Origin of the sequence: Mesorhizobium sp. M0771, assembly GCF_040320155.1 — a bacterium.
In the GTDB taxonomy this organism is placed as follows: domain Bacteria; phylum Pseudomonadota; class Alphaproteobacteria; order Rhizobiales; family Rhizobiaceae; genus Mesorhizobium.
The window spans coordinates 40034-58924 of sequence record NZ_JAMYPC010000005.1 but is presented as its reverse complement, the minus strand read 5'-3'; the positions used below and the strand labels follow the sequence as shown (position 1 = coordinate 58924).

The following is an 18891-nucleotide window of genomic DNA, read 5'->3' as shown; positions in this document are numbered from 1 at the left end:
AAGATGCGCTCCTATGTTGCGCCCGCTCGCTGAATTCCAACTCGAACCTGCGAGCAGAAAGGTCACCGCGCCATGCCTGGCGACAGTAGTCGAACGCAACCGCCGTCCGCCTCGATGTGACCTCTAACGGCTCACGTCCCGCCGGACGGCAAGGAGTGAGCCATGAACGAATTTACCCCCGTCGTAGCGGGCGACGATGCCGTCGCTATCGCGCGTATCCTTGCCAATGATCACGTCGCCGATGTCGTCGAGGCCCTGAACCGGGAAGCTCGCGATACCGCGATAGAACTGCTTTGCGAAATGCCGTTCGAGCGGCTGGTCGAGATCTTCGACCAGCCTGAACTCGACGGCGCCTCCGATCTGGCCGAGGCGCTGCCGCGCGCCAAGGCGTGCAAGCTGCTGACCGCCATGTCGGTCGACCGCGCCGCCGATATCCTGCGAGAGCTGGATGAGCCGACGCGCTCCGAGCTGCTCGGCGGGTTGGTCCCGCCGCTGCGGGCAACGCTGCTTTCCATTCTCGGCTATCCCGAAGGCAGCGCCGCCTCGATCATGACGACCGAATTCGTCAGCGTGCCGTCGGACTGGTCCGTCGGGCGCACGCTCGACTACATCCGCAAGGTGGAGCGGACGCGGGAGACCGTCTACGCCATCTACATCGTCGATCCAGACACGCATGTGCTGGTGCGCTCGACCGGCCTGCGCCGGCTGATCACCGGCGAGCCGGACGATCCGATCCTGTCGGTGGCGCCGGATCGCGCCCCGGTGACGGTGACGCCGCTGACCGATCGCGAGACACTGGCGCAGACGATCTCCAAATATGACCTGCTCGCGGTTCCCGTCGTCGACCATGGCAAGATCCTCGGCATCGTCACCATCGACGACATCATCGACACCATGATCGAGGAGACGACCGAGGACGCGCATCGTTTCGGCGGCATGGAGGCGCTCGACGAGCCCTACATGAAGATGAGCTTTCTCGCCATGATCAAGAAGCGCGGCGGCTGGCTGTGCGCGCTGTTCATCTCGGAGATGCTGACCGCCAATGCCATGCAAAGCTATGAAGGCGAACTGCAAAAAGCGATCGTGCTCACTCTGTTCATCCCGCTGATCATGAGCTCGGGCGGCAATTCCGGTTCGCAGGCGACCTCGCTCGTCATTCGCGCGCTGGCGCTGCGCGAGATCGGCCTTCGCGACTGGTGGCGGGTGGCGTTGCGCGAATTGCCCACCGGCTTCGTGCTCGGCGCCATGCTTGGCGTGGTCGGCATCTGCCGCATCGCGCTCTGGCAATATATGGGCTTCTACGATTATGGGCCGCATTGGCCGCTGATCGCGGCGACCGTGGGGGCAGCACTCGTCGGCATCGTCACCTTCGGCTCGCTGTCGGGGTCGATGCTGCCGTTCGCGCTGAAACGGATCGGCTTCGATCCGGCGAGCGCCTCGGCGCCGTTCGTCGCCACGCTGGTCGATGTCACCGGCCTGGTGATCTATTTCTCGGTGGCGCTGGTCATCCTGCGCGGCACTTTGTTGTAATAAGCTTCAGGCTCCCATCTCGGTGGCAACAGCGGCTGCCATGGGGGGTTCTTCAAGATCGAGCGCGCGGGCGTCAATCGACCCGCACGCCGTTCTTCACGCGGTAGGTAGGCTTGTACATGGTGACCAGTTCCTCCGCTGCCGTCGGGTGGACGGCCATGGTGCGGTCGAAATCATCCTTGGTGACGCCGGCCTTCAGCGGAATGCCGAGCAACTGCGCCATCTCGCCGGCGTCCGGCCCGAGGATGTGCGCGCCGAGCACTTTTCGCGTGGCGCCATCGACCACCAGCTTCGTCAGCATCCTTTCGTCGCGGCCCGACAGCGTGTGCCGCATCGGCCGGAATGTGGCGCGGTAGATTTCGATATCGGAGTAGCGCTTGACGGCATCGTCCTCGGACAGCCCGACGGTGCCGATCTCCGGCTGTGAGAAGACGGCGGTCGGGATGGTGTCGTGGTCGGGCGCGGTCGGATTGCCTTTGAATGCGGTCTCGATGAAACACATGGCCTCGTGGATCGCCACCGGTGTCAACTGCACGCGGTTGGTGACGTCGCCGATCGCCCAGATGTTGTCGATGTTGGTGCGGGAATATTCGTCGACAACGATGGCGCCGGTTTTGCCGAGTTCGATGCCGACGCTTTCCAGGCCCATATTCTCGGTGTTGGGGAGGCGGCCGATGGCGAGCATGACCTGGTCGACTGTCAGCACCTTGCCGCCGGTGACCAACGCATCCAGCCTGCCGTCCGGCCGCTTGCGGACCCATTCCGACACGGCGTGGCAGAGAATCTTGATCCCCTTCTTTTCCATGGTCTCGTGCAGCATGCGCCGCAGGTCCATGTCGAAGCGCGACAGTATCTCCTTGCCGCGATAGACCAGCGTGGTGTCGACGCCCAAGCCACGGAAGATATTGGCGAATTCGACGGCGATGTAGCCGCCGCCCTCGATCATGATCGCCTTCGGCAGTTGCTTGAGGTCGAAAACCTCATTGGAAAAGATGCAATGCTCGTGACCGGGCAGCGCCGGGTGCGGCGCCGGCCGGCCGCCGGTGGCGATCAGGATCTGGTCGGCGGTGACGGTGCGGTCATCGCCCAGGAGATGCACGACATGCGGGTCGACCAGCATGGCGCGCGAGTGGAACGTCTCGCCGCCGGCGCCTTTCACGTTCTTTTCGTAGATCGCTTCCAGACGGGCAATCTCGCGGTCCTTGTTGGCGACCAGCGTCGGCCAGTCGAAGCTCGCCTCGGGCACCGTCCAGCCATAGCCGGCGGCGTCGGCAAAATGCTCGGGAAATTGCGAGGCATAGACATAGAGTTTTTTCGGCACGCAGCCACGGATGACGCAGGTGCCGCCATAGCGGTATTCCTCGGCGATGCCGACACGCTTGCCGAGCGCTGCCGCCACGCGCGCCGCCCTCACCCCGCCGGAGCCGCCGCCGATGACGAAGAGATCGTAGTCGTAGCCGGCCATGCTGCTGTTCCTTGCCCCAAGAAATGTTTGAGACAGGTAGGCTGCATGAAGCCAAAAGAAAAGCCCGGTTTCCACCGGGCTTTCTGGTCCAGCGGCAAGGATGCCGGTGGCGAAATCAGACGTCTTAGTTCTTCGGCGCTTCCGGCTGGTCACCGTCTGCGGGCGCATCGCCGTCGGCAGGTGCAGCGCCATCGGCGGGGGCAGTTGCGTTATCCGGCGCAGGCGCGGCCGGGGCAGCGGCCTTCGCGGCGGCTGCCAGCGTTTCGCCGACCTGCTGGGCGAGATCGCGCGCCAGGCCGTTCTGCCAGATGTCGGCGGCCTTGACCAGTTCGCGCGTCACGTTGGGGCCGTTGTCGAGCAGCTTCTTGCCGGCATCGGAATTGTAGAAGGCGGCGATGTCGGTGAGATCCTTCTCGGAGAACACCTTGGCATAGGCGAGCGCTGCTTCCTTCTCCAGATCGGCACGGCGCGAGGCCAGCGCCAGTGCCTTTTCGCTGACGGTCTTGCCGATCAGCTCCTGCATATCAGGGTTCTTCTGGATAAGCTGCTGCTCGAGCGAGGCCGCCGCTTGCGGCAGGATGTTGTCGAACGAGTCGGTCGCGTGGATTGCCGTGACCGCCGCCCGTGCCGCCTTCAGATGCGATTCCGTGATCTCCTGCGAGAACGCCGGGGAGGAGAAGGCGAAAACGGCCGAAGCCGCCAGAACGGCGCAAAGATTGCGAACCCGGTTATGCAACATCATGATCGGTAGAACTCCCTGGTTTTCGGGCGGCATGGACGGTTTGGATGCCGTCGCCGCCGGCGATGATGGCCGCTGACGCCAGCCCGATGAAAAGACCATGCTCGACCACACCAGGAATGGCATGGAGAGCATTCGAAAGCGCTCTTGTATCCGGAATGCGGCCAAAAGATGCATCGAGGATAAAATGGCCGCCGTCTGTAACAAAAGGCTGGCCCCCCGTCATCCTCAATGTAACCGGGCCGGAAAGGCCGAGACTTTTGGCCGCTGCCGCGACCGCGATTTCGGTGGCGCGCAGGCCGAACCGGTTGACTTCGATCGGCAAGGGAAACTGGCCAAGGGTGTCGACCATCTTCGAGCGATCGGCAATGACGATCATGCGCTGAGATGCCGCCGCGACGATCTTCTCGCGCAGCAGCGCGCCGCCGCCTCCCTTGATCAGCGTCAGCGCCGCGTCGATCTCGTCGGCGCCGTCGACGGTAAGGTCGAGCTCGGGCGTTTCCTCAAGCGTCGACAGCGGCACGCCAAGTTCGCGGCAAAGGGCTGCAGTGCGCTCCGACGTCGGCACGCCGATGACGGACAAGCCGGTGGCGATCTTTTCGGCCAGCAGCCGCACGAATTCGTCGGCCGTCGTCCCGGTGCCGATGCCGATGCGCATGCCGTCGCTGACATGGGCAAGGGCAGCCCGCGCGGCCTCGACTTTCAACTGCCTCGCATCCATGCTCGCCCCGGGGATTTGGCTTGGTTCTGATTTTTCTGGATGCGCGCTCCTAGCACTTTTGCCCGCAGGGTCAAAGACTTTGGCTCGCACCGGCTTGCCTGAAAGAAGCGCAGCCGCTATCGCCTGCCTGCAATGCATCAGCCACAGGACAGGCCATGACCCAACCGATCATCGTGTTCGACCTCGACGGGACGCTGATCGACACGGCGCCGGACCTGCTCGACAGCCTCAACCACAGCCTTGCCGCCAGCGAGCTTGCCGCTGTCGACGAGGCCGGCTTCCGGCGTTTTGTCGGCCAGGGCGGACGGGTGATGATCGAGCGCGCGCATACCGCGCAGCAGAAGTCGCTGGCGGTGGAGGAGCACGACAGGCTGCTGAAGGTGTTCCTCGACCACTACACACTCAACATCCCCGGCAAGTCGCGCCCCTACCCCGGTGTCGTCGAAGCCATCGCCCGCTTCGAGAAGGCCGGCTATCTGCTCGCCATCTGCACCAACAAATATGAGGCGAATTCGAAAGCGCTGATCGGGGCGCTCGGCCTGACAAAGCATTTCGCCGCGATCGCCGGCCAGGACACGTTCGCCTTCCGCAAGCCCGACCCGCGCCATCTGACCGAGACCATCCGGCTCGCCGGCGGCGATCCGCATCATGCGCTGATGGTCGGCGATTCGCAGACCGACATCGACACCGCCAAGGCAGCCGGCATTCCGGTGGTCGCCGTCGATTTCGGCTACACCGACCGCCATGTCAGAGAATTCGAGCCGTCGGCGGTGATTTCGCATTTCGACGCGCTGACGCTCGACCTGGCGGAACGGCTGATTGCAGCTGCGGCCGGCTGAGCGAAACGGGCGATTGCGCGGCAGCGCCTGCCCTCGCCTATTTCAGGCACAGAAGGCCGGCGCATCGCCTTGACTTCACAACCCTGCCTCCCTTATATCGCGGCTCGCTTGGCCTTCGGGCAACGAGCGGGCGATTAGCTCAGCGGGAGAGCACACCCTTCACACGGGTGGGGTCGCAGGTTCAATCCCTGCATCGCCCACCATTTTCTTTCCCTGAACAGCGCACTCCAAGCCAGCACTCCTAGCAGCTGCAACTCGCCCCTTCCCCACCAAAATTCTTCTGCGCGAAGTTCAAGGCGCTTGAGTAGCTCGTGTAGCTCTGGAACTGGCAGACATCGGAGCCGTTGCGCACCTTCATCTGCTCGAGATCCCAGAACGAAACCTCGATGTGATCGTTGGCGCAATAGACCGTGTATTTTTCAGGCTCCAGCGCGTTGGCTTTCTGCAGCGGCATGGAGACGGCTGGAATGCAAAGCGCGGAAAGTGCAAGCATGACGGCGTGACGCGTGCGCATGTAAAAACCTCTGGAGTGAGAACAGCCCGTATTTGTCGCGACGATAGTGAGCGGCGCATCGCGGCTTTTTTACGCGCCCTTGTCTTCGCCCCGCTCGGGCCTTCAGTGTTTCTATATGCTGGTCCATATCTCCAATGTGTTGGCCTTGATGATCGGCACCGCACGGGCTGTCACCAGTCGGCCAGCGGCAACCGTGAGGTCGGCGGCCAGCAGTTCGGCGGCGCCACGGTCGGCGTCGTTGTAGGGGTTGTAGCGAACTTCGTTCTTGCCGGCGGCAGCGGCGACACGTTCTTCGCCAGGGTTTGGAATGCCCCAGCCCAAGGCCCGCATTTTTGCGGAAAGCGCCCCGGCGTCCTCGCGCGCCATGCCGGCGAACTGGACGTAAACCGTCTGTGGGCTCTGCTGGATACGCAGCCGGTCCTTCAGCGTGTTGAGTGCGTTGCGATCCTGCTCACCGATAACAGTCTGGCCGTCGGCTGCCGAAAGGGCGAGATCGGCAACCGCCCGGCGCGCGCCGGCAAACACAGCCAGCCAGTCCGGGCGTTCCCACAATTCAGGCGGTACCCCAAGCAGGGTCTCAAGCACGTTGCGGCGCCCCGCCGGTGTCAGCCCGCTTATGCTTTGCAGGCCGGCCATCTCGACGAGAGCCGCGACGATCTTCTGCCGTTCGACCACCGGAAGGTCTGCGTCTTCGAGGACGGCAATCAGGTCACCGCGCAGTGCATCATTTGCGCCGTCGAGCAGCTTGACGCGAGCCGCCAGTTCGTCGGCCGCGGTTCCATTGGGGCCGCGGTTCTTCAGTGAATCCGTCCATTCGATGAGAGGGTCGAAATTGAGGCTCGTGAGCCTTTCAAGCTCGGCAACCGGGAGCCGATACTGCTCGACGTTGAACGCCCCCGTAGCGTCGGCTGGAATGAAGAACGCATCGACCTCAAATTCCGGCTCCCTCACCTCTCCCTTCACGGCCGCCGACACCGAGGACACCGCGAGCTTCCAATAGGCATAAGGGACCGGCACGCCGTCGACCGGCTGGTCCGCGGGCCGGAAGACAGGACCACTGAAGATGGTCACCCGATTGGCGAGCGGATTGTGCTGCGAGCGAACCCAGTTTTCGAGCGGCACCCATCGGCTGCCGTAGAAAGTACGCGGCTGCGGCATCGTGTTTGGCAGGAAAGAGGCATACTGCGCCAGCTTGAGCGCCGCCGTTGCCGGATCGCCGGCGAACTCCGGACCCCAGGCGATGTCGCTGGCACTTGCAAATCGCGCCGCCAGCCAGGGCCGGTCCGCGCGAAAGTACCAGTTGGGACGAGGCTGGTAGTCGACCGACAATCGGCTGTCGGGTTTCAGTCTGCTGGCGGTGAATTGCAGCGGCAACCTCTGCGACCGATCCAGGTTGACGGCCGAATAGATGGCCATGCGATGAGTTCGGCCCATGACCAGCGAGTAGTTGATGTAATCAAGCGGCGGCGCCACGGCGTCGTTGGCCAGGTCGTCGGTTATCCTGGGCAAGCCGATCGTGGCCCCTATGAAATCGACCTTGTATCCCGAAAGAACGTTAGGCTGTTTGTCTATGTCTTTGCCAAGCAGCGGTTCAAGCGCGGCGCGCAGCGGCGCCGGCAATTGGTCGAGCGCGACCTCGCCGCTTTTGACCTGCCCGGCCAGCTCGACCAGCACCCCCTGTCGCAAATCGGGCGCCAACTTGTCCAGGGACACGCTGCCGAGTTTGAGCTGTTCGACCACAAGCAAGATCGCGGATCGCAAAGTGGCCTGCGTGGCTTGCTGCTCGGCCAGCGTCTTGGCGGCGTCTTCCGCCTTCTTCTCGGCAACGGCAAGTGCAGCCTCGGCTCGCTGGCGTGCGTCTTCCGTCTTTTCAAGGGCGGTGGAAAGCTTTCCATTGAGCTTTGCGACCTCACTCGCCGTCGTCTCGGCATCCTTGCGCGCGTCAACAGCGTCATTTCTCTGGACGTAGGCGAAATAGGTGGTTGCCCCAAGGATCGCGGCCAGGATGGCAAACAGCGCGATCAATATATTCTTGCTGCGATCGCGCTGCTTCTGGCTGTCGGTCTCCGCCTTGGCGCTCGCCTCGACGAACTCGGCGATGTCCGGCCCCTGCGGCAGCTCCGCCGCCTCCTTCAGCGCTTCGCCGCGCAGGAGATAGCCGGGATAGCCGGTGTTCTTCCATTGCCGCGCCTGGGCGGCCACGCGAATGCGAAAGCGCTCGGTCAGCTCGTCCGAACTCAGTTCGTCGTCCGATGCGAAGCCGTCGCCGGATTCGGCACCGTCTTTGGTCGCGACGGCCATTGATTCAGGAACGGCGATGGCGACCGTTCCTGAATCGTTGATTTCACGCGATGCCGATTCGGAGTCAACCGCGACGGCAATTGGCTCTGTTGTTTCGAGCCCACCGCCACCTGCGAAAGACGCGAGCCGCGCCGGGCTGACGTCGGCTGAGGTGATGCCCGGCCGCGTGACCAGTTCGGCGGACCAATAATCGAGTATGCGCTGCGCCGCGCGCCGGTCGGATTCCCGCGCGATGGTGCTGCCGGCGCGCCGTGCCTTGGCCAGGAAGTCGCGGATGGCCTGCGCATCGGGGGCCGTGTTGTCGATGCTGGCTTCCGTCGTCTCGGCGCCGGCCTTGTCGCTGCGGCTCATCGATGGGTCGACGGCTTCATTGCTGCTGGCGATGCGCATCAGCTCGAGATGTGCGATCCGGATGTCGCTCAGCGAAATAAAATCGGCCGGAGTTTCGGTCTCCGTGCCTGTCGCAAGTTCATCGCTCATGGCCCCAGGTCCTCAATGATCTTATGCAAAGGCGTGCTGACGCGGACGATCGAGGCGCATTCCGTTTTCAGCGCCAGATCGACCTGGACGAAGCGTTGCTGGGCCTCGTCCCGATAGGCTTCGAAGGCAAGAATGAAGGCGGTATCGACGGTCTCGCGCGATAGCTGGTCGTTGACGTCGGTGGAGTAGTCGACGAGCGTCGTTCGCCAGGCGCCATTGGGATCGAGATCGGCAAGAACCTTGACCTTCACTTCCAGGTTTCGCCACAGCGGCGAAAACTGGAACGGCAGCGACTTGTCCGCCGCGGCGCCCTCTTCTATCGGCTCGATCATGTCGGTGAGGCTGGCCAGCTTGTTGTCGACGTCCTGCCAGAGCTTATGCTCGACGACGCGCGCATAGATGGTCGACGACAGCACCATGATCGCATCATGCGCAGCCTTTATCAAAGGAACATCCGGGGCACCTGCTGGAAGCTTGCCGGCTATCGTGTCGAGACCGGTGGCAAGAAGCCCGAACGGCAGATTCTTCGCGGTAACGAAAATCTGCTGGTTGAGCCGCGAAGGCACGACGCGCAGCACGGTGCGCACGTCAAACAGCGCGTCGTAGGCGTCCGGAGACTTGTTATCGATGGCAGCCTGCAACTTGATCGCAGCCGCCTTGAGGTCGTCGAGCCAGGCCTGCTCGATATCGTGAAGCGCCGGCCCCGCCGGCAGCTCCATGACCGACTCTCCGATCGAGACACAGAAGAGCTTCAATATTTTGAGGAAATTGCGCAGGACGCGGACCTGTTCCAGGTCGGCCCCCATGTCGCGGGCGGCGACCAGCAAGGTCTGGAAGCTGCCGATGCCATATTGGAAGCTTTGCAGGTGGTCATGCAGGTCCTTGTAGGTCTTGAGGACATCGATCTGGCTGGCGACGGTGGTGAGGCCATCGCCAGCGGCGAGTTGCGCCTGAATGTCCTTGGGCTGCTGGTTGACGGCGTTGAAGCCTGCGAGCGCGGTGTTGACCCGATCGTCCGTGGTCAGGCCAGGCAGTTCGGGCGTCGGTTTCTCGCCCGCGGCAAGTTCATCCAGATAGGCTTTGCATATTGCGGCGCATTGCGGATTTTGCCGAACGACAGTGTTCATCAGCGGCTGCGACAGCTTCTTGGTCAAGGCATAGTCGAGGATGTTGAACCAGACTGTGAGCGCCGCGCCCTGGAGGTTGATGGCGCCAGCGACGATCCCAGCGTCCTTGGTTACCTGCAACCAATCGGGAGGCAATGGGTAGAGATCAGCCAGTTGAAGCCTGAGGTCGAAATAGGCGCTGATCTCTGAACTCCCTGGTGTTTGGTGTGTGGCGTTATAAACCGTCACATCCGAAAAAATTTACATGCCGTAGTCCCAAATCGCCGCGCATCGAGCTGCGCCATCGTTCTGCATAGCTCACCATCTACACAGGCTTGGCCGCGAGGTCTTGGATGATGGTGTCGATCGCAATGCCTTCGTTGCGATAATATGTGCTTTTGGTAGGCGCGTTGGGCTCGGTGAGCCAGCCTCCGCTGTGATGCAGCGCAATCAGGTTCCAGTCGGTGTCGAAGACCGGCGAGCCCGACGAACCCGGCAGTGTGTCGGTGAGATACTGGACGCGGCCGCCGCCGACGAAGGCCACGACATTGGCGACGAACGAAATCTGTTTCTGCGCACCGCCGGGATGCTGGATGATGTTGACATGGTCGCCGGCCTTGACGGTCATGGGTTTCAATTCCAACTCGCCCCATTTGGAGGCATCGCCCTTGATGCGGACGGCGGACCAATCATTGTCCTTGGAGGTACGAAGAGGCACGGCGATGTCGATGTCGAACTGGTCGAGCGGCGCGTCGAGCCCGGCAACGGTGCGCTGATAGTTGAACTGGACCACCGTGCCCGCCAATGAAGCGCCGTCAGGCAAGACATGGTTGTTGGTGATCAGTATCCCGCCGGTGGTCATGAAGCCGGTGCCGGAGCTGCCATCCGCACGCTTGATGCGCACCACCGATCTTGCCCTGATGAGGCCAAGTTCCAGATAGCTGATCGGCACCAGCGTACTCTTGTCGCCAAGGATTTTTTCGAGCTGGGCCGGCGCCGTCGCGCCGCTCCAATTGGCGGTCGCGGGGCCTTCGACCGGCGGAGGCGGGGCGTGCTGCTTTGCCTGCAGCAGTGCCTGGTCGCCGGGATTCTCTTCGAGTGCAAAGGCGACGAGGTCGTCGGCCCTGGTCTCCTGCTTTGCGCGCTGGACAATCGCAAACCAGTTGTTGATCGCCTTGTTGTCAAAGGCGATCTGGGCCGTCGAAAGACCGACACCTTTGGCAACACGCACGCCGTCGCCGATCATCGGGTAGAGGTTGGCGAGGATGCGGTTGAGACTGTTCAGTTCGGATTGCGTCCATTCGGTCATGGGATTCCCTCCGACCCTAAGCCTTCTTCTTCCGCTTGCGTGATCCCGCCCGCATCGCAATTTCGGTGCCGCGAACCGTTTCGTACTGGTCGGCATCGATCAACGATTGGTCGAAGCTGACGCCGGTCATTTCGGAGATTTCGGAGAGCGGGTACATTGCGCCGATGAACTCGTCGGAGACGGCAAACTCCAGCTGCGTGTCCGACAGATCCTGTTCGAGCACGAAGCCGTAACTGGCGATGCCGTCACTGACGCGGGCGACCACCACCTTCCAGAAGCGGCGCGGCACCGGGGCGCGAAGACTGGTGCCTTTGGGACCCTTGCCGGCAAAGGTCCGGTCGTCTTTGGCGAGGACCGGCCCGGCGAAGACGCAAAGCCGCTCGCTCGCCGCCTCCGACAGGACGTGGTTCTCAAGATCGCCCCAGTTCTTCTCGCCGCTGTCGGAGCGGTTGTAGCCTTCGACCTGGGGCGAGCAGTTGGTGACATGGAAGGAGCAGACATTGCCCCTGAGCAGCAGCTCGAAGGTGCTGCCCCAGGCCACGTCATCGCGCCTGACGATATGACCCTTGTCGAAGGCGCCCTGATCCTGGGTGTAGAAGACGTCGGGGATCTGGTACTTGTCGTCGAGCCGCAGATCCGGAAACCAGCGCTCGCTGAACAGGCCGCCGCGCGAATAGTTGCGGCCCTTTTCCGGCTCGCGCAGATTGCTCTCCTCGGTGACGTTGGAGGCGGTGAACAGCGCCAGCCGCCGCTTGGCGTGCATCTTGAGCGAAAAATTCTGGTAGTCGAGTTGCGTGCCGCCGGCCTTGAGCGGCGCCAGCACGGAGAGGTCGGTGGCCTCAGGCATGGGCACAACGACCGGCGCGAGTTTGGTGCCGCCAGAGAGAAATTTCTCGTCGTAGCCCTTATAGCCGGCATAGTCGGCAACCGTTTTGGGAACGAATGCGCCGCCTGGAGGGGTCGGCTTGGCCGCTTCCAGTTCGACCGATTCGGTGACCGCTTCATGGGCAGGCGTTGCGCCGAGCGAGACGGTGATGCGCAACGGCACTTCGAAGGTGACGCTGCCGCCTGGCGAAACGACGACGCCTGCCGATGAAGGCGTCTGGGTGGCGACGCCCGGGATCTGCTTGACGCCGCCGGCTTCAACCAGGTTTACGCCCTCGGCCGGCGACCCACTGTCCGTCTTGTTCCACCATGCGCCCCAATCGTTGGGGCCGCCGCTGGCGGCGCCGGCGAAATTGAGGCCGAGGTCGACGACACGCTGGTCCTTGGCCAGCGCGCCGGTCGGCACGGCGTAGTTACGCTCGAGATAGCGGCCGGCGAAATGCAGCGCCACGACCTCGCCGGTGGCGAGGTTGATCATGGCGGTGCCGGAGTTGCCGCCAGTGGTCGAGCAATCATGTGTCGCCGCGCTGACGATCTTGCCGAAACTCTCCGTATCGAAGCCGCCCTGCAGCATGCCCGGTTGCAGGCGCTTGACCTGGAAACGATTGCGCATGAGCTCGTTCTGGACATCGACCGCGTTGCGATTGTCGAACGCGGGATAGCCGATGGCGACGACTTCCTGGCGCAGCATATCGCGCGCGTCGGCGACCGCGAGCGACAGCGGCGTGATGTTGTCGGGCAGGCCTTCGACTTCGAGGATCGCCATGTCCCAATAGGGATGGATCATCCGGACATTGCGGATCTTGAAGACGTTTCCCGCCGCCGAATCGCGCTTGAAGTCGATGCCGGCGGCGCGGCCGTTGATGAATTGCAGATTGCGGTCGCCAAGGCCGTCCGCAAATATCTGCGCCACATGACGATTGGTCATCAACAGGTTGCGGCCGACGACGAAGCCCGTGCCGCCGTAAGGGATATTGGTGTTCCACAACAGTTCGATACGCCCGATCGCCGGCAGGGCGGCTTCGATGCGCTGCTTCAATGCGGCCTCGCTGGTAAGCTTCGTCCACAGCGAATGGCCAGGTGTCGGAGCGCCGTCGAAAGTCAGCGTCGTAAAGGTGCCATCCTTGATGTCATAGACCGGCCGCAACTCCGGGATGATTATGGCTTCCAGATCGGAAAGCTGCTCGGGCGCGACTTCGGCGCCCCGCGCGAGGCTCTCCAGGCCAGCGCGCGCCGATTCAAACGCCGCCTCCGTCTTGCCGGCTTCCGCAGGCGCAAGGGATTCCAGGCCGCCGCCTGCCATCGTCTCCATGTTGCCGAGGACCGATTCAGTCCCCTCGCCCCCGGTGACGAGATCGAGATATTGACGGATTCGCTGCTCTCTGCTGACCGGCATAGTCGCCCTCAAAGGTTCTGTCGAAGTAAAGAACTGTATTGCCCCATTTTAGACTGGTGCAATTCTGATTGGCAGGCAAGGAAACAAATCAACTCGCGTCGAAGATGACCGGAGTGCAACGTCGGCATGTCTCTTTGCCGCAGTCGCTCGCGCGATGTATGACGCTCGCATTATTTCAGCGATGCCGTATGTGATCTCCGTCACAGACGCTCACGCTGTTTGCGCCCACCTATCGCAACGGGTGGAAGGGCCATTGCGGCCGCTCGGTTTTACAGAAATTTTATCACCTATCCATTTTTATCAGTTGGCGCCTGCACGCGCGGCTCCTCTCGCCGCGCGTGCAGGCGGCTTTCCGCCCGGCACGAGCCAGGCACTGGGCGCGACCACTGCGCCAAGCCTTTACAAGGCGTAATCGCAAGGGATGAACGCCGGCCTTTGACGCGGTGCACTCTTGCCTTAGACTTCGGCCCTTAAACTTCGCCGATTGCGGCAATTGGGAATTTGGAACATGGCTTTTGGCGGCCCAAACGACAGAAACGATCTGCCGCGCCTGGCACGCATCGATCCAAAGCTGTTCGATATCCTGTTCAGCGGCTGCAAGGTCGAGCGCTACGCCGCCGGCCAGCATCTGTTCGTCCAGGAAGATGCCGCCGACCGGATCTACGGGGTGATGAGCGGCACGGTGGAAATCTCGATCTATTCGCCTGGCGGGCAGAAGCTGGTGGCCAATATCGAGCTGTCGCGCAGCCTCGTCGGCGAGATCGGCGCGCTTGACGGGCGGCCACGCACCGCCACCGCAATCTGCCTGACCGCTTGCGAGCTGGTTTCGCTCAGCAGGACACAACTCTTTGATCGCATTGAGAGAAATCCACCGCTGGCACGCGCGATGATCGAACTTCTGTGCGCCCGGCTGCGCTGGGTCAGCGGCGAACTCGGCGACCAGGCCTTCTTCGGCATCGAGGCGAGGCTCGCCAAACGCCTGGTCTTCCTGGCCAAGGTGATGGCCGACAGCGCCGGCTGGATCCCGATCTCGCAATCGGAACTCGGAGAGTTCCTCGGCGCCACGCGCGAGTCCGTCAACAAGACGCTCAACGACTGGCGCAACCGCTCGTTCATTGCCATCAAACGCGGCGGCCTGCGCATCACCGACACCGGGGCGCTGCGCCATATCGCCGAATCGCAGGACGACGACTGACGCCGATCCCGAATCAGCCCCGGCCAAGACTCAGAGCCGCGAAATCAGGTAGCGCAGCGCCGAGCGGCTGGGCATGAAGAAGTATCCACCACCCTTGGTGGTGACGAATTGCGGCATGTCACGGAGCGTCGTGACCTTTTCCCATGACGGAATGGTGAACCTGCCATCACCGCTGCGCGAACCAATCGTCGGGTCCTTTTCAGCGACGAGGCCCTGGAACGTGGCCGACGAAACCCAGGTCTGCTGAATGAATTCGTACTGGCGCTCTATGTCGGCGTTGAGGCACATGAACAGCAGCCCTTTTTCGACCTTGCCATTCTTGCCGTCCTGCTTCTCATAGGTACGGCCGACCCGCAGGATACGATGGCGCTTGCCGATATTGATCTGCGTATCGCGGTCCTCACCCAGCGAGTCGCGTGGGTTGGAACGGCGAATGTGGGCACCAAGCGGGCAGCGATGGCCTTGCGGATCCTCGGCGCCAGCCGCGAAGTTGTTGTCGATGACGCGTCCCGGATGATCGGGGTTGCGCACCAGCGAGCTACCGTTCTGCCAGCGGCCGAGCATCTTGGCGGCAATCCAGTCTTGCGTGATGGCTTGGTTGCCGAGTTGGCTCGCGACCAAGGCTGCAGCCTTTTTGCAGTAGTTGTTGAAGACGTCGACGTGCTGCTCGAACTGGCGAATAACCAGGAATGAACCGTTGCGCCCGAAATCGCGCGGCGGTGGCGGCAGGCCCGGAATCAGCCGGCTACGGCGCACCTGAGAAAGGATTCCGGTCCGATCGCGTGATGCGCTTACCGAGGGCGAGGCTGGATAGAACCCATGCTCATCACGATAGCCGAACAGGAACTCGCCGGGCGCGACCAGATGCATGGGCGCGGCGCCCCTGCTGGCGCGGGTCGTGCCCCGGACAATCGGCTGCGAAATCCCGTCCGCGAAACCGAAATGCTCGTAGGCTGGCCCACGTTCCGACCGATCGTCACGCTTTGCCCCGTCGGACGATTTCGTCTTCGTGTCGGTCGGACCCCGGTTTACGGCGAGCGGCAGTTCGGCGACGACCTTCATGCCTGCACCGGTCGTCTTTCGTCTCACGGTGGCAATCTCGGTCTTCAACCGTCCCGGGTCTTCAGCATAGCAGACGATGACCAGGTCCACAGGGTTCTCCAACGACCCCCACTCCCATTCGTCCGGGCCGTCGCGGCCTCGGTCGTCCAGTATGCGCCCACGCTCGGGATTGCCCATGCCATGGCGAAAGGCGATCGGAAATGTTTCCAGTGGATCGCCCTCCACACCCTCGTCGAGCCCAAACTGCCGCAGGCCACCGGGACCAAAGGCGACTATCATAGCGCGCCCGGCGGGCCTGCCTTCGCCGAAACTCGTCTGCTCGACAACGAAATCGAGCCAGGCTCTGCGCTTGGGCGCCGGCAACTTGTCCGGCACCCGGATCGCAAGCATATGCGAATAAGCGAGCGGGCCGAGCGGGCCGAAGAAGATGGACTGGATCTCGCCGGTTTCCAGCTGCTGCTCGAGAGGCGCCGGAAAGGCAGAGCTGATATTGGCCAGCAGCGAAGTGGTCTTTTGAACGGTGGTTGTTTCGCTCGCCGGGCGCCGTAGCGAACCGAACAAGCTCAGCCAGTCGCGCGCCTCGTTGCCGACGGCGGAAGCAATGCCGCGCCTGACCCGGGAATTGATCCGGATGCGCTCTGTGTTGATTTGGGGATAGGCGGAGTACCAGAACAGGGTCGGCACCTGCTGGCGCCGCGCCCAGCGCTTGAAACGATCGCCGTCGCGCGCGCCGTCCAGGAACAGCCATCGTGTGCGTGGATAGCCCACGGTGTTGCTCCACACGCCGGTCAGGCCAGCGGACGCCTTGGCGATGAAGTCCTCAAGATAGCTTTCCCAGCTGCCGCCGTAGTTGGAGAAGAACATCAATCGGTTGGAGCCGGGCAGCAGTATCCAGCGGGCGAAATGGATGGTGTTGATGGTGTTGAGGAAGCCTGGCTTGAATACCTTCTGGGCAGCTATCGAGATCAGGTAGAAAGAAAACCTGAGCGCCAGCCGCCGCAGAATGCCGGCCTTCATCGTCGAAATCGCAGTCAGATGGTTCTGTGCCGCGTGGCCCTCCTTGACGAGTATCGCGTTCAATTCAGATATGCCGATCGATGTGCTTTCCGGCCGATCCCTGTCCTCGCGGCGTCGCAGCGCCAGCAAGCACGAAAACGCCAGCAGCGCCGCTGCCACCAACACTCCAAGTCCCGACAACAGAAGTGAGGTGATTGCCACGGCTATAGCGGTGAAGGAGATTTCCTGGGAACTGATGTCGATAGATCTGCCGAACACCACACTGTAGGTCATGTACCAGCAAGCAGCCCAGATGATCGCCACCGTGACGAAGACCGGTGGTACCAGCAACGTCGTCATCAGAGCACGGCCCCAATGACCCGGCGGCTTTTCCAGCAGGCTCTCGGCCGGCTCGAACGCCCAGGCAAACGTCTCTAATGACTGGACATGCTGGCGAACTTCAGCGAGCACGGCAGGAGCGTTGCCGGCGCCTTTGCGTGGCCGCTCGACGATGTCGCGCACGGCTTCGAAAAGCTGCTGCTCGGCCTTGATACGCTGGACCGAGTGCCCCGGCGTGCCCGAAAACACCAGTCCGGCATTGCTGCCGAAGGACGGCGATATGTCGACATTGTGCTTGCGCAGGAAATCGTTCAATGCGCCGCCATCGGGCAGATCGCAGACATCCTTGAAGATCGGCCGCAGCCGGTGCCCGATGGCGTGCGTGACCGCATCGATGACATCGTCGATGCTGCCGTCACCGGACATCTCGAGAACCAGAGCTCCTTTTTCCTGACCGGAATCAGCGCTGATCTCGCCGGTGCCGACCACGGTCAGGCTGGTGAAGTGGACGGTGCCGGCAATATCGAGCGCGGTGCGGATATCTTCGACGGCCGGGTTGCCGAGGCTGGCAACCTTGTCGCGGACAGCATCCAGCGACGCGGATCGGGTGACCGAGCAGACCACCGTCACCATAGACTGCGTTACGGTGCGGCAGAGTTCTGCCCGTTCGAAATCGACCTTGAGGGTTTCGGGATAGGCGCCGATGCGGGTCATCCGCCCGGCCTTGCCGGGCATGCGGCGCACGCCCTGCTTCTGGAACAGGGCGCGCAGGCTTTCGCCGATCTGGATCCTGGCAATCTCGGCGCCGATGCACTGATGAATACCGTGGCCGAACACCATGTAGTCGCGATACGGGCGCGATGTGTCGAACTGGTCCGGGTTCTGCACGGCGTCGGCATCGAACATCGCCGACAGCGTCGCCGGCATCACCACCGTGCCGGCCTTCACCAGGCGCTCGCGGCGCGTACCCTTGCCGATGATCGCGTCGCGGGCCGTGTAGCGCCAGGGGCCGACCCAGATCGGCTTGAAGCGCATGGCTTCAAGGACGGCCCTGTCGAGCTTGGCGGTATCGTTTTCGGCCAATGCCGCATCGATAGCCTGCCGTGCGTCGGGCCGCGACAGGATCACGTCGAGGCAATTGCCGGCGGCCAGCACATTGGTCGGGACGAAGCCGGCGATCATGCCCAGCATGATCGAATTGAGGTCGTCCCGCGACAGGCGGCCCTGATCCATCTGGACAACCAGCCTCGCCAGCGGTTGCTCGGCCTTCAAGCCCCGGTCCCTGGCCGACTGGATGGAGCGATCGATGACTTTGAGAAGACGGTCGCCCGCCACCACCGCGAGTTCGCGCATGACGGGGCTCGCCGTCGGGTCCGAAAAGAACAGCGCACTCAGCGCGATCGCCCAGTCGGCGAATTCGGATTCATCGTCGATCTCGACGCCGAAATAATCTCGACAGATGTGCACCGGGACGATCTTCATCAACCTGGAGATCGCATCGAAGCCGGGGCTGGCGCGCGTCATGATCTCTTGCGAATGACGCGCCGCGATCGGCCTGACGGCGGCTTCGACCTCGGCCGGCGGGAATGCACTCAGCACCGACGATTTCATGCGCCGGTAGTCGGCGCCGTCCTGCATGCCGAGGATGAAGTTGGATCCCCGGGCAAGCTCGGTCATTTCCGGGCCGTATGGGGTCTGGAATTCGTCGCCGCGCTCCAATATGTCGCGGACATCGGCGTTCTTGGTGACCACGAGAACGCCGAAAAGTTTGCCGGTCGGCCGGAAACGCCGCAACAAGGAAAGCGCCCAGCGGGGGTCTTCGGCCAGAGACCCGACGACGCGCGCAATCAGCCCTGTCTTCCGGATCCGGCCGAGATCGAAGGGCGGCATTTCCGACAGCGGGCGCTGGTTTTTCTGGGCCGCGCGAATAGCGTCGAAATACTTCAGTTTGGTCATGCGCGTTCAAGCCCCCCGGCCATCCACGTCATTGCGATGCCGGCCGTTCAACGCCTAG

Annotated in this window: 12 protein-coding genes and 1 tRNA gene; 4 read left to right on the top strand and 9 right to left on the bottom strand. The window is 62.7% G+C overall.

Annotated elements, in window-relative coordinates:
* The first annotated feature begins 162 nt into the window (after window positions 1-162).
* Complete coding sequence (gene mgtE, locus NKI05_RS09435) at window positions 163-1530, top strand: magnesium transporter (RefSeq protein ID WP_023696129.1); 1368 nt, start codon at window positions 163-165, stop codon at window positions 1528-1530.
* A 73-nt stretch (window positions 1531-1603) separates the two neighbouring features.
* Here the strand turns inward: mgtE and gor are convergent, their stop codons facing one another.
* The 3 genes from gor to rpiA all read right to left on the bottom strand — a co-directional run bounded on the left by gor (window position 1604) and on the right by rpiA (window position 4455).
* The gene (gene gor, locus NKI05_RS09430) at window positions 1604-2995 is read right to left on the bottom strand and encodes a glutathione-disulfide reductase (protein ID WP_352788761.1); all 1392 of its coding nucleotides are present in this window, start codon (window positions 2993-2995) and stop codon (window positions 1604-1606) included.
* 124 nt (window positions 2996-3119) lie between these two features.
* A complete protein-coding gene (locus NKI05_RS09425) occupies window positions 3120-3737 on the bottom strand; it encodes a DUF2059 domain-containing protein (RefSeq protein WP_023668979.1) in 618 nt (205 codons plus the stop codon).
* Complete coding sequence (gene rpiA / locus NKI05_RS09420; protein ID WP_352561123.1) at window positions 3724-4455, bottom strand: ribose-5-phosphate isomerase RpiA; 732 nt, start codon at window positions 4453-4455, stop codon at window positions 3724-3726. The genes NKI05_RS09425 and rpiA overlap by 14 nt, the downstream gene beginning before the upstream one ends.
* A 155-nt stretch (window positions 4456-4610) precedes the next feature.
* Between rpiA and NKI05_RS09415 the strand changes: the two genes are divergently transcribed.
* Both NKI05_RS09415 and NKI05_RS09410 read left to right on the top strand, forming a co-directional pair.
* Entirely contained in the window at window positions 4611-5294 is a 684-nt protein-coding gene (locus NKI05_RS09415; RefSeq protein ID WP_352520360.1) for a phosphoglycolate phosphatase, read from the top strand.
* 128 nt (window positions 5295-5422) lie between these two features.
* Window positions 5423-5497: transfer RNA gene (locus tag NKI05_RS09410), tRNA-Val, on the top strand.
* Window positions 5498-5535: 38 nt separating this feature from the next.
* On the opposite strand, the gene NKI05_RS09405 is transcribed toward NKI05_RS09410, so the two are convergent.
* From NKI05_RS09405 to NKI05_RS09385, 5 genes are all read right to left on the bottom strand, one after another.
* Window positions 5536-5808: a hypothetical protein gene (locus tag NKI05_RS09405; RefSeq protein ID WP_023696133.1), complete on the bottom strand. Its 273-nt coding sequence runs from the start codon at window positions 5806-5808 to the stop codon at window positions 5536-5538.
* Between the two features lie 111 nt (window positions 5809-5919).
* A complete protein-coding gene (locus NKI05_RS09400) occupies window positions 5920-8589 on the bottom strand; it encodes a DNA/RNA non-specific endonuclease (protein WP_023805164.1) in 2670 nt (889 codons plus the stop codon).
* Window positions 8586-9851, bottom strand: a complete 1266-nt coding sequence (locus NKI05_RS09395) for a hypothetical protein (protein WP_156940988.1) — start codon at window positions 9849-9851, stop codon at window positions 8586-8588. Before NKI05_RS09395 ends, NKI05_RS09400 begins: the two co-directional genes overlap by 4 nt.
* 169 nt (window positions 9852-10020) lie before the next feature.
* Window positions 10021-11004, bottom strand: coding sequence for a trypsin-like peptidase domain-containing protein (locus NKI05_RS09390; protein ID WP_352538315.1), 984 nt, complete (start codon window positions 11002-11004; stop codon window positions 10021-10023).
* A 16-nt stretch (window positions 11005-11020) separates the two neighbouring features.
* Window positions 11021-13285 carry a DNA/RNA non-specific endonuclease gene (locus NKI05_RS09385; RefSeq protein WP_352788746.1) on the bottom strand — a complete coding sequence of 755 codons (2265 nt, stop codon included), beginning with the start codon at window positions 13283-13285 and terminating at the stop codon, window positions 11021-11023.
* A gap of 508 nt (window positions 13286-13793) precedes the next feature.
* Here NKI05_RS09385 and NKI05_RS09380 point away from each other — a divergent pair.
* Window positions 13794-14480, top strand: a complete 687-nt coding sequence (locus NKI05_RS09380) for a Crp/Fnr family transcriptional regulator (protein ID WP_023668987.1) — start codon at window positions 13794-13796, stop codon at window positions 14478-14480.
* A 30-nt stretch (window positions 14481-14510) separates the two neighbouring features.
* Here the strand turns inward: NKI05_RS09380 and NKI05_RS09375 are convergent, their stop codons facing one another.
* Entirely contained in the window at window positions 14511-18833 is a 4323-nt protein-coding gene (locus NKI05_RS09375) for a cytochrome P450 (RefSeq protein ID WP_352791345.1), read from the bottom strand.
* Between the last annotated feature and the right edge of the window lie 58 nt (window positions 18834-18891).

Bases quoted from the DNA above. Each gene is read 5' to 3' on its own strand.
- NKI05_RS09390 (WP_352538315.1), bottom strand. From the start codon at position 11,004: ATGACCGAATGGACGCAATCCGAACTGAACAGTCTCAACCGCATCCTC.
- NKI05_RS09385 (WP_352788746.1), bottom strand. From the start codon at position 13,285: ATGCCGGTCAGCAGAGAGCAGCGAATCCGTCAATATCTCGATCTCGTC.
- NKI05_RS09400 (WP_023805164.1), bottom strand. From the start codon at position 8,589: ATGAGCGATGAACTTGCGACAGGCACGGAGACCGAAACTCCGGCCGAT.
- NKI05_RS09425 (WP_023668979.1), bottom strand. From the start codon at position 3,737: ATGATGTTGCATAACCGGGTTCGCAATCTTTGCGCCGTTCTGGCGGCT.
- NKI05_RS09405 (WP_023696133.1), bottom strand. From the start codon at position 5,808: ATGCGCACGCGTCACGCCGTCATGCTTGCACTTTCCGCGCTTTGCATT.
- NKI05_RS09375 (WP_352791345.1), bottom strand. From the start codon at position 18,833: ATGACCAAACTGAAGTATTTCGACGCTATTCGCGCGGCCCAGAAAAAC.
- mgtE (WP_023696129.1), top strand. From the start codon at position 163: ATGAACGAATTTACCCCCGTCGTAGCGGGCGACGATGCCGTCGCTATC.
- NKI05_RS09415 (WP_352520360.1), top strand. From the start codon at position 4,611: ATGACCCAACCGATCATCGTGTTCGACCTCGACGGGACGCTGATCGAC.
- NKI05_RS09380 (WP_023668987.1), top strand. From the start codon at position 13,794: ATGGCTTTTGGCGGCCCAAACGACAGAAACGATCTGCCGCGCCTGGCA.
- gor (WP_352788761.1), bottom strand. From the start codon at position 2,995: ATGGCCGGCTACGACTACGATCTCTTCGTCATCGGCGGCGGCTCCGGC.
- rpiA (WP_352561123.1), bottom strand. From the start codon at position 4,455: ATGGATGCGAGGCAGTTGAAAGTCGAGGCCGCGCGGGCTGCCCTTGCC.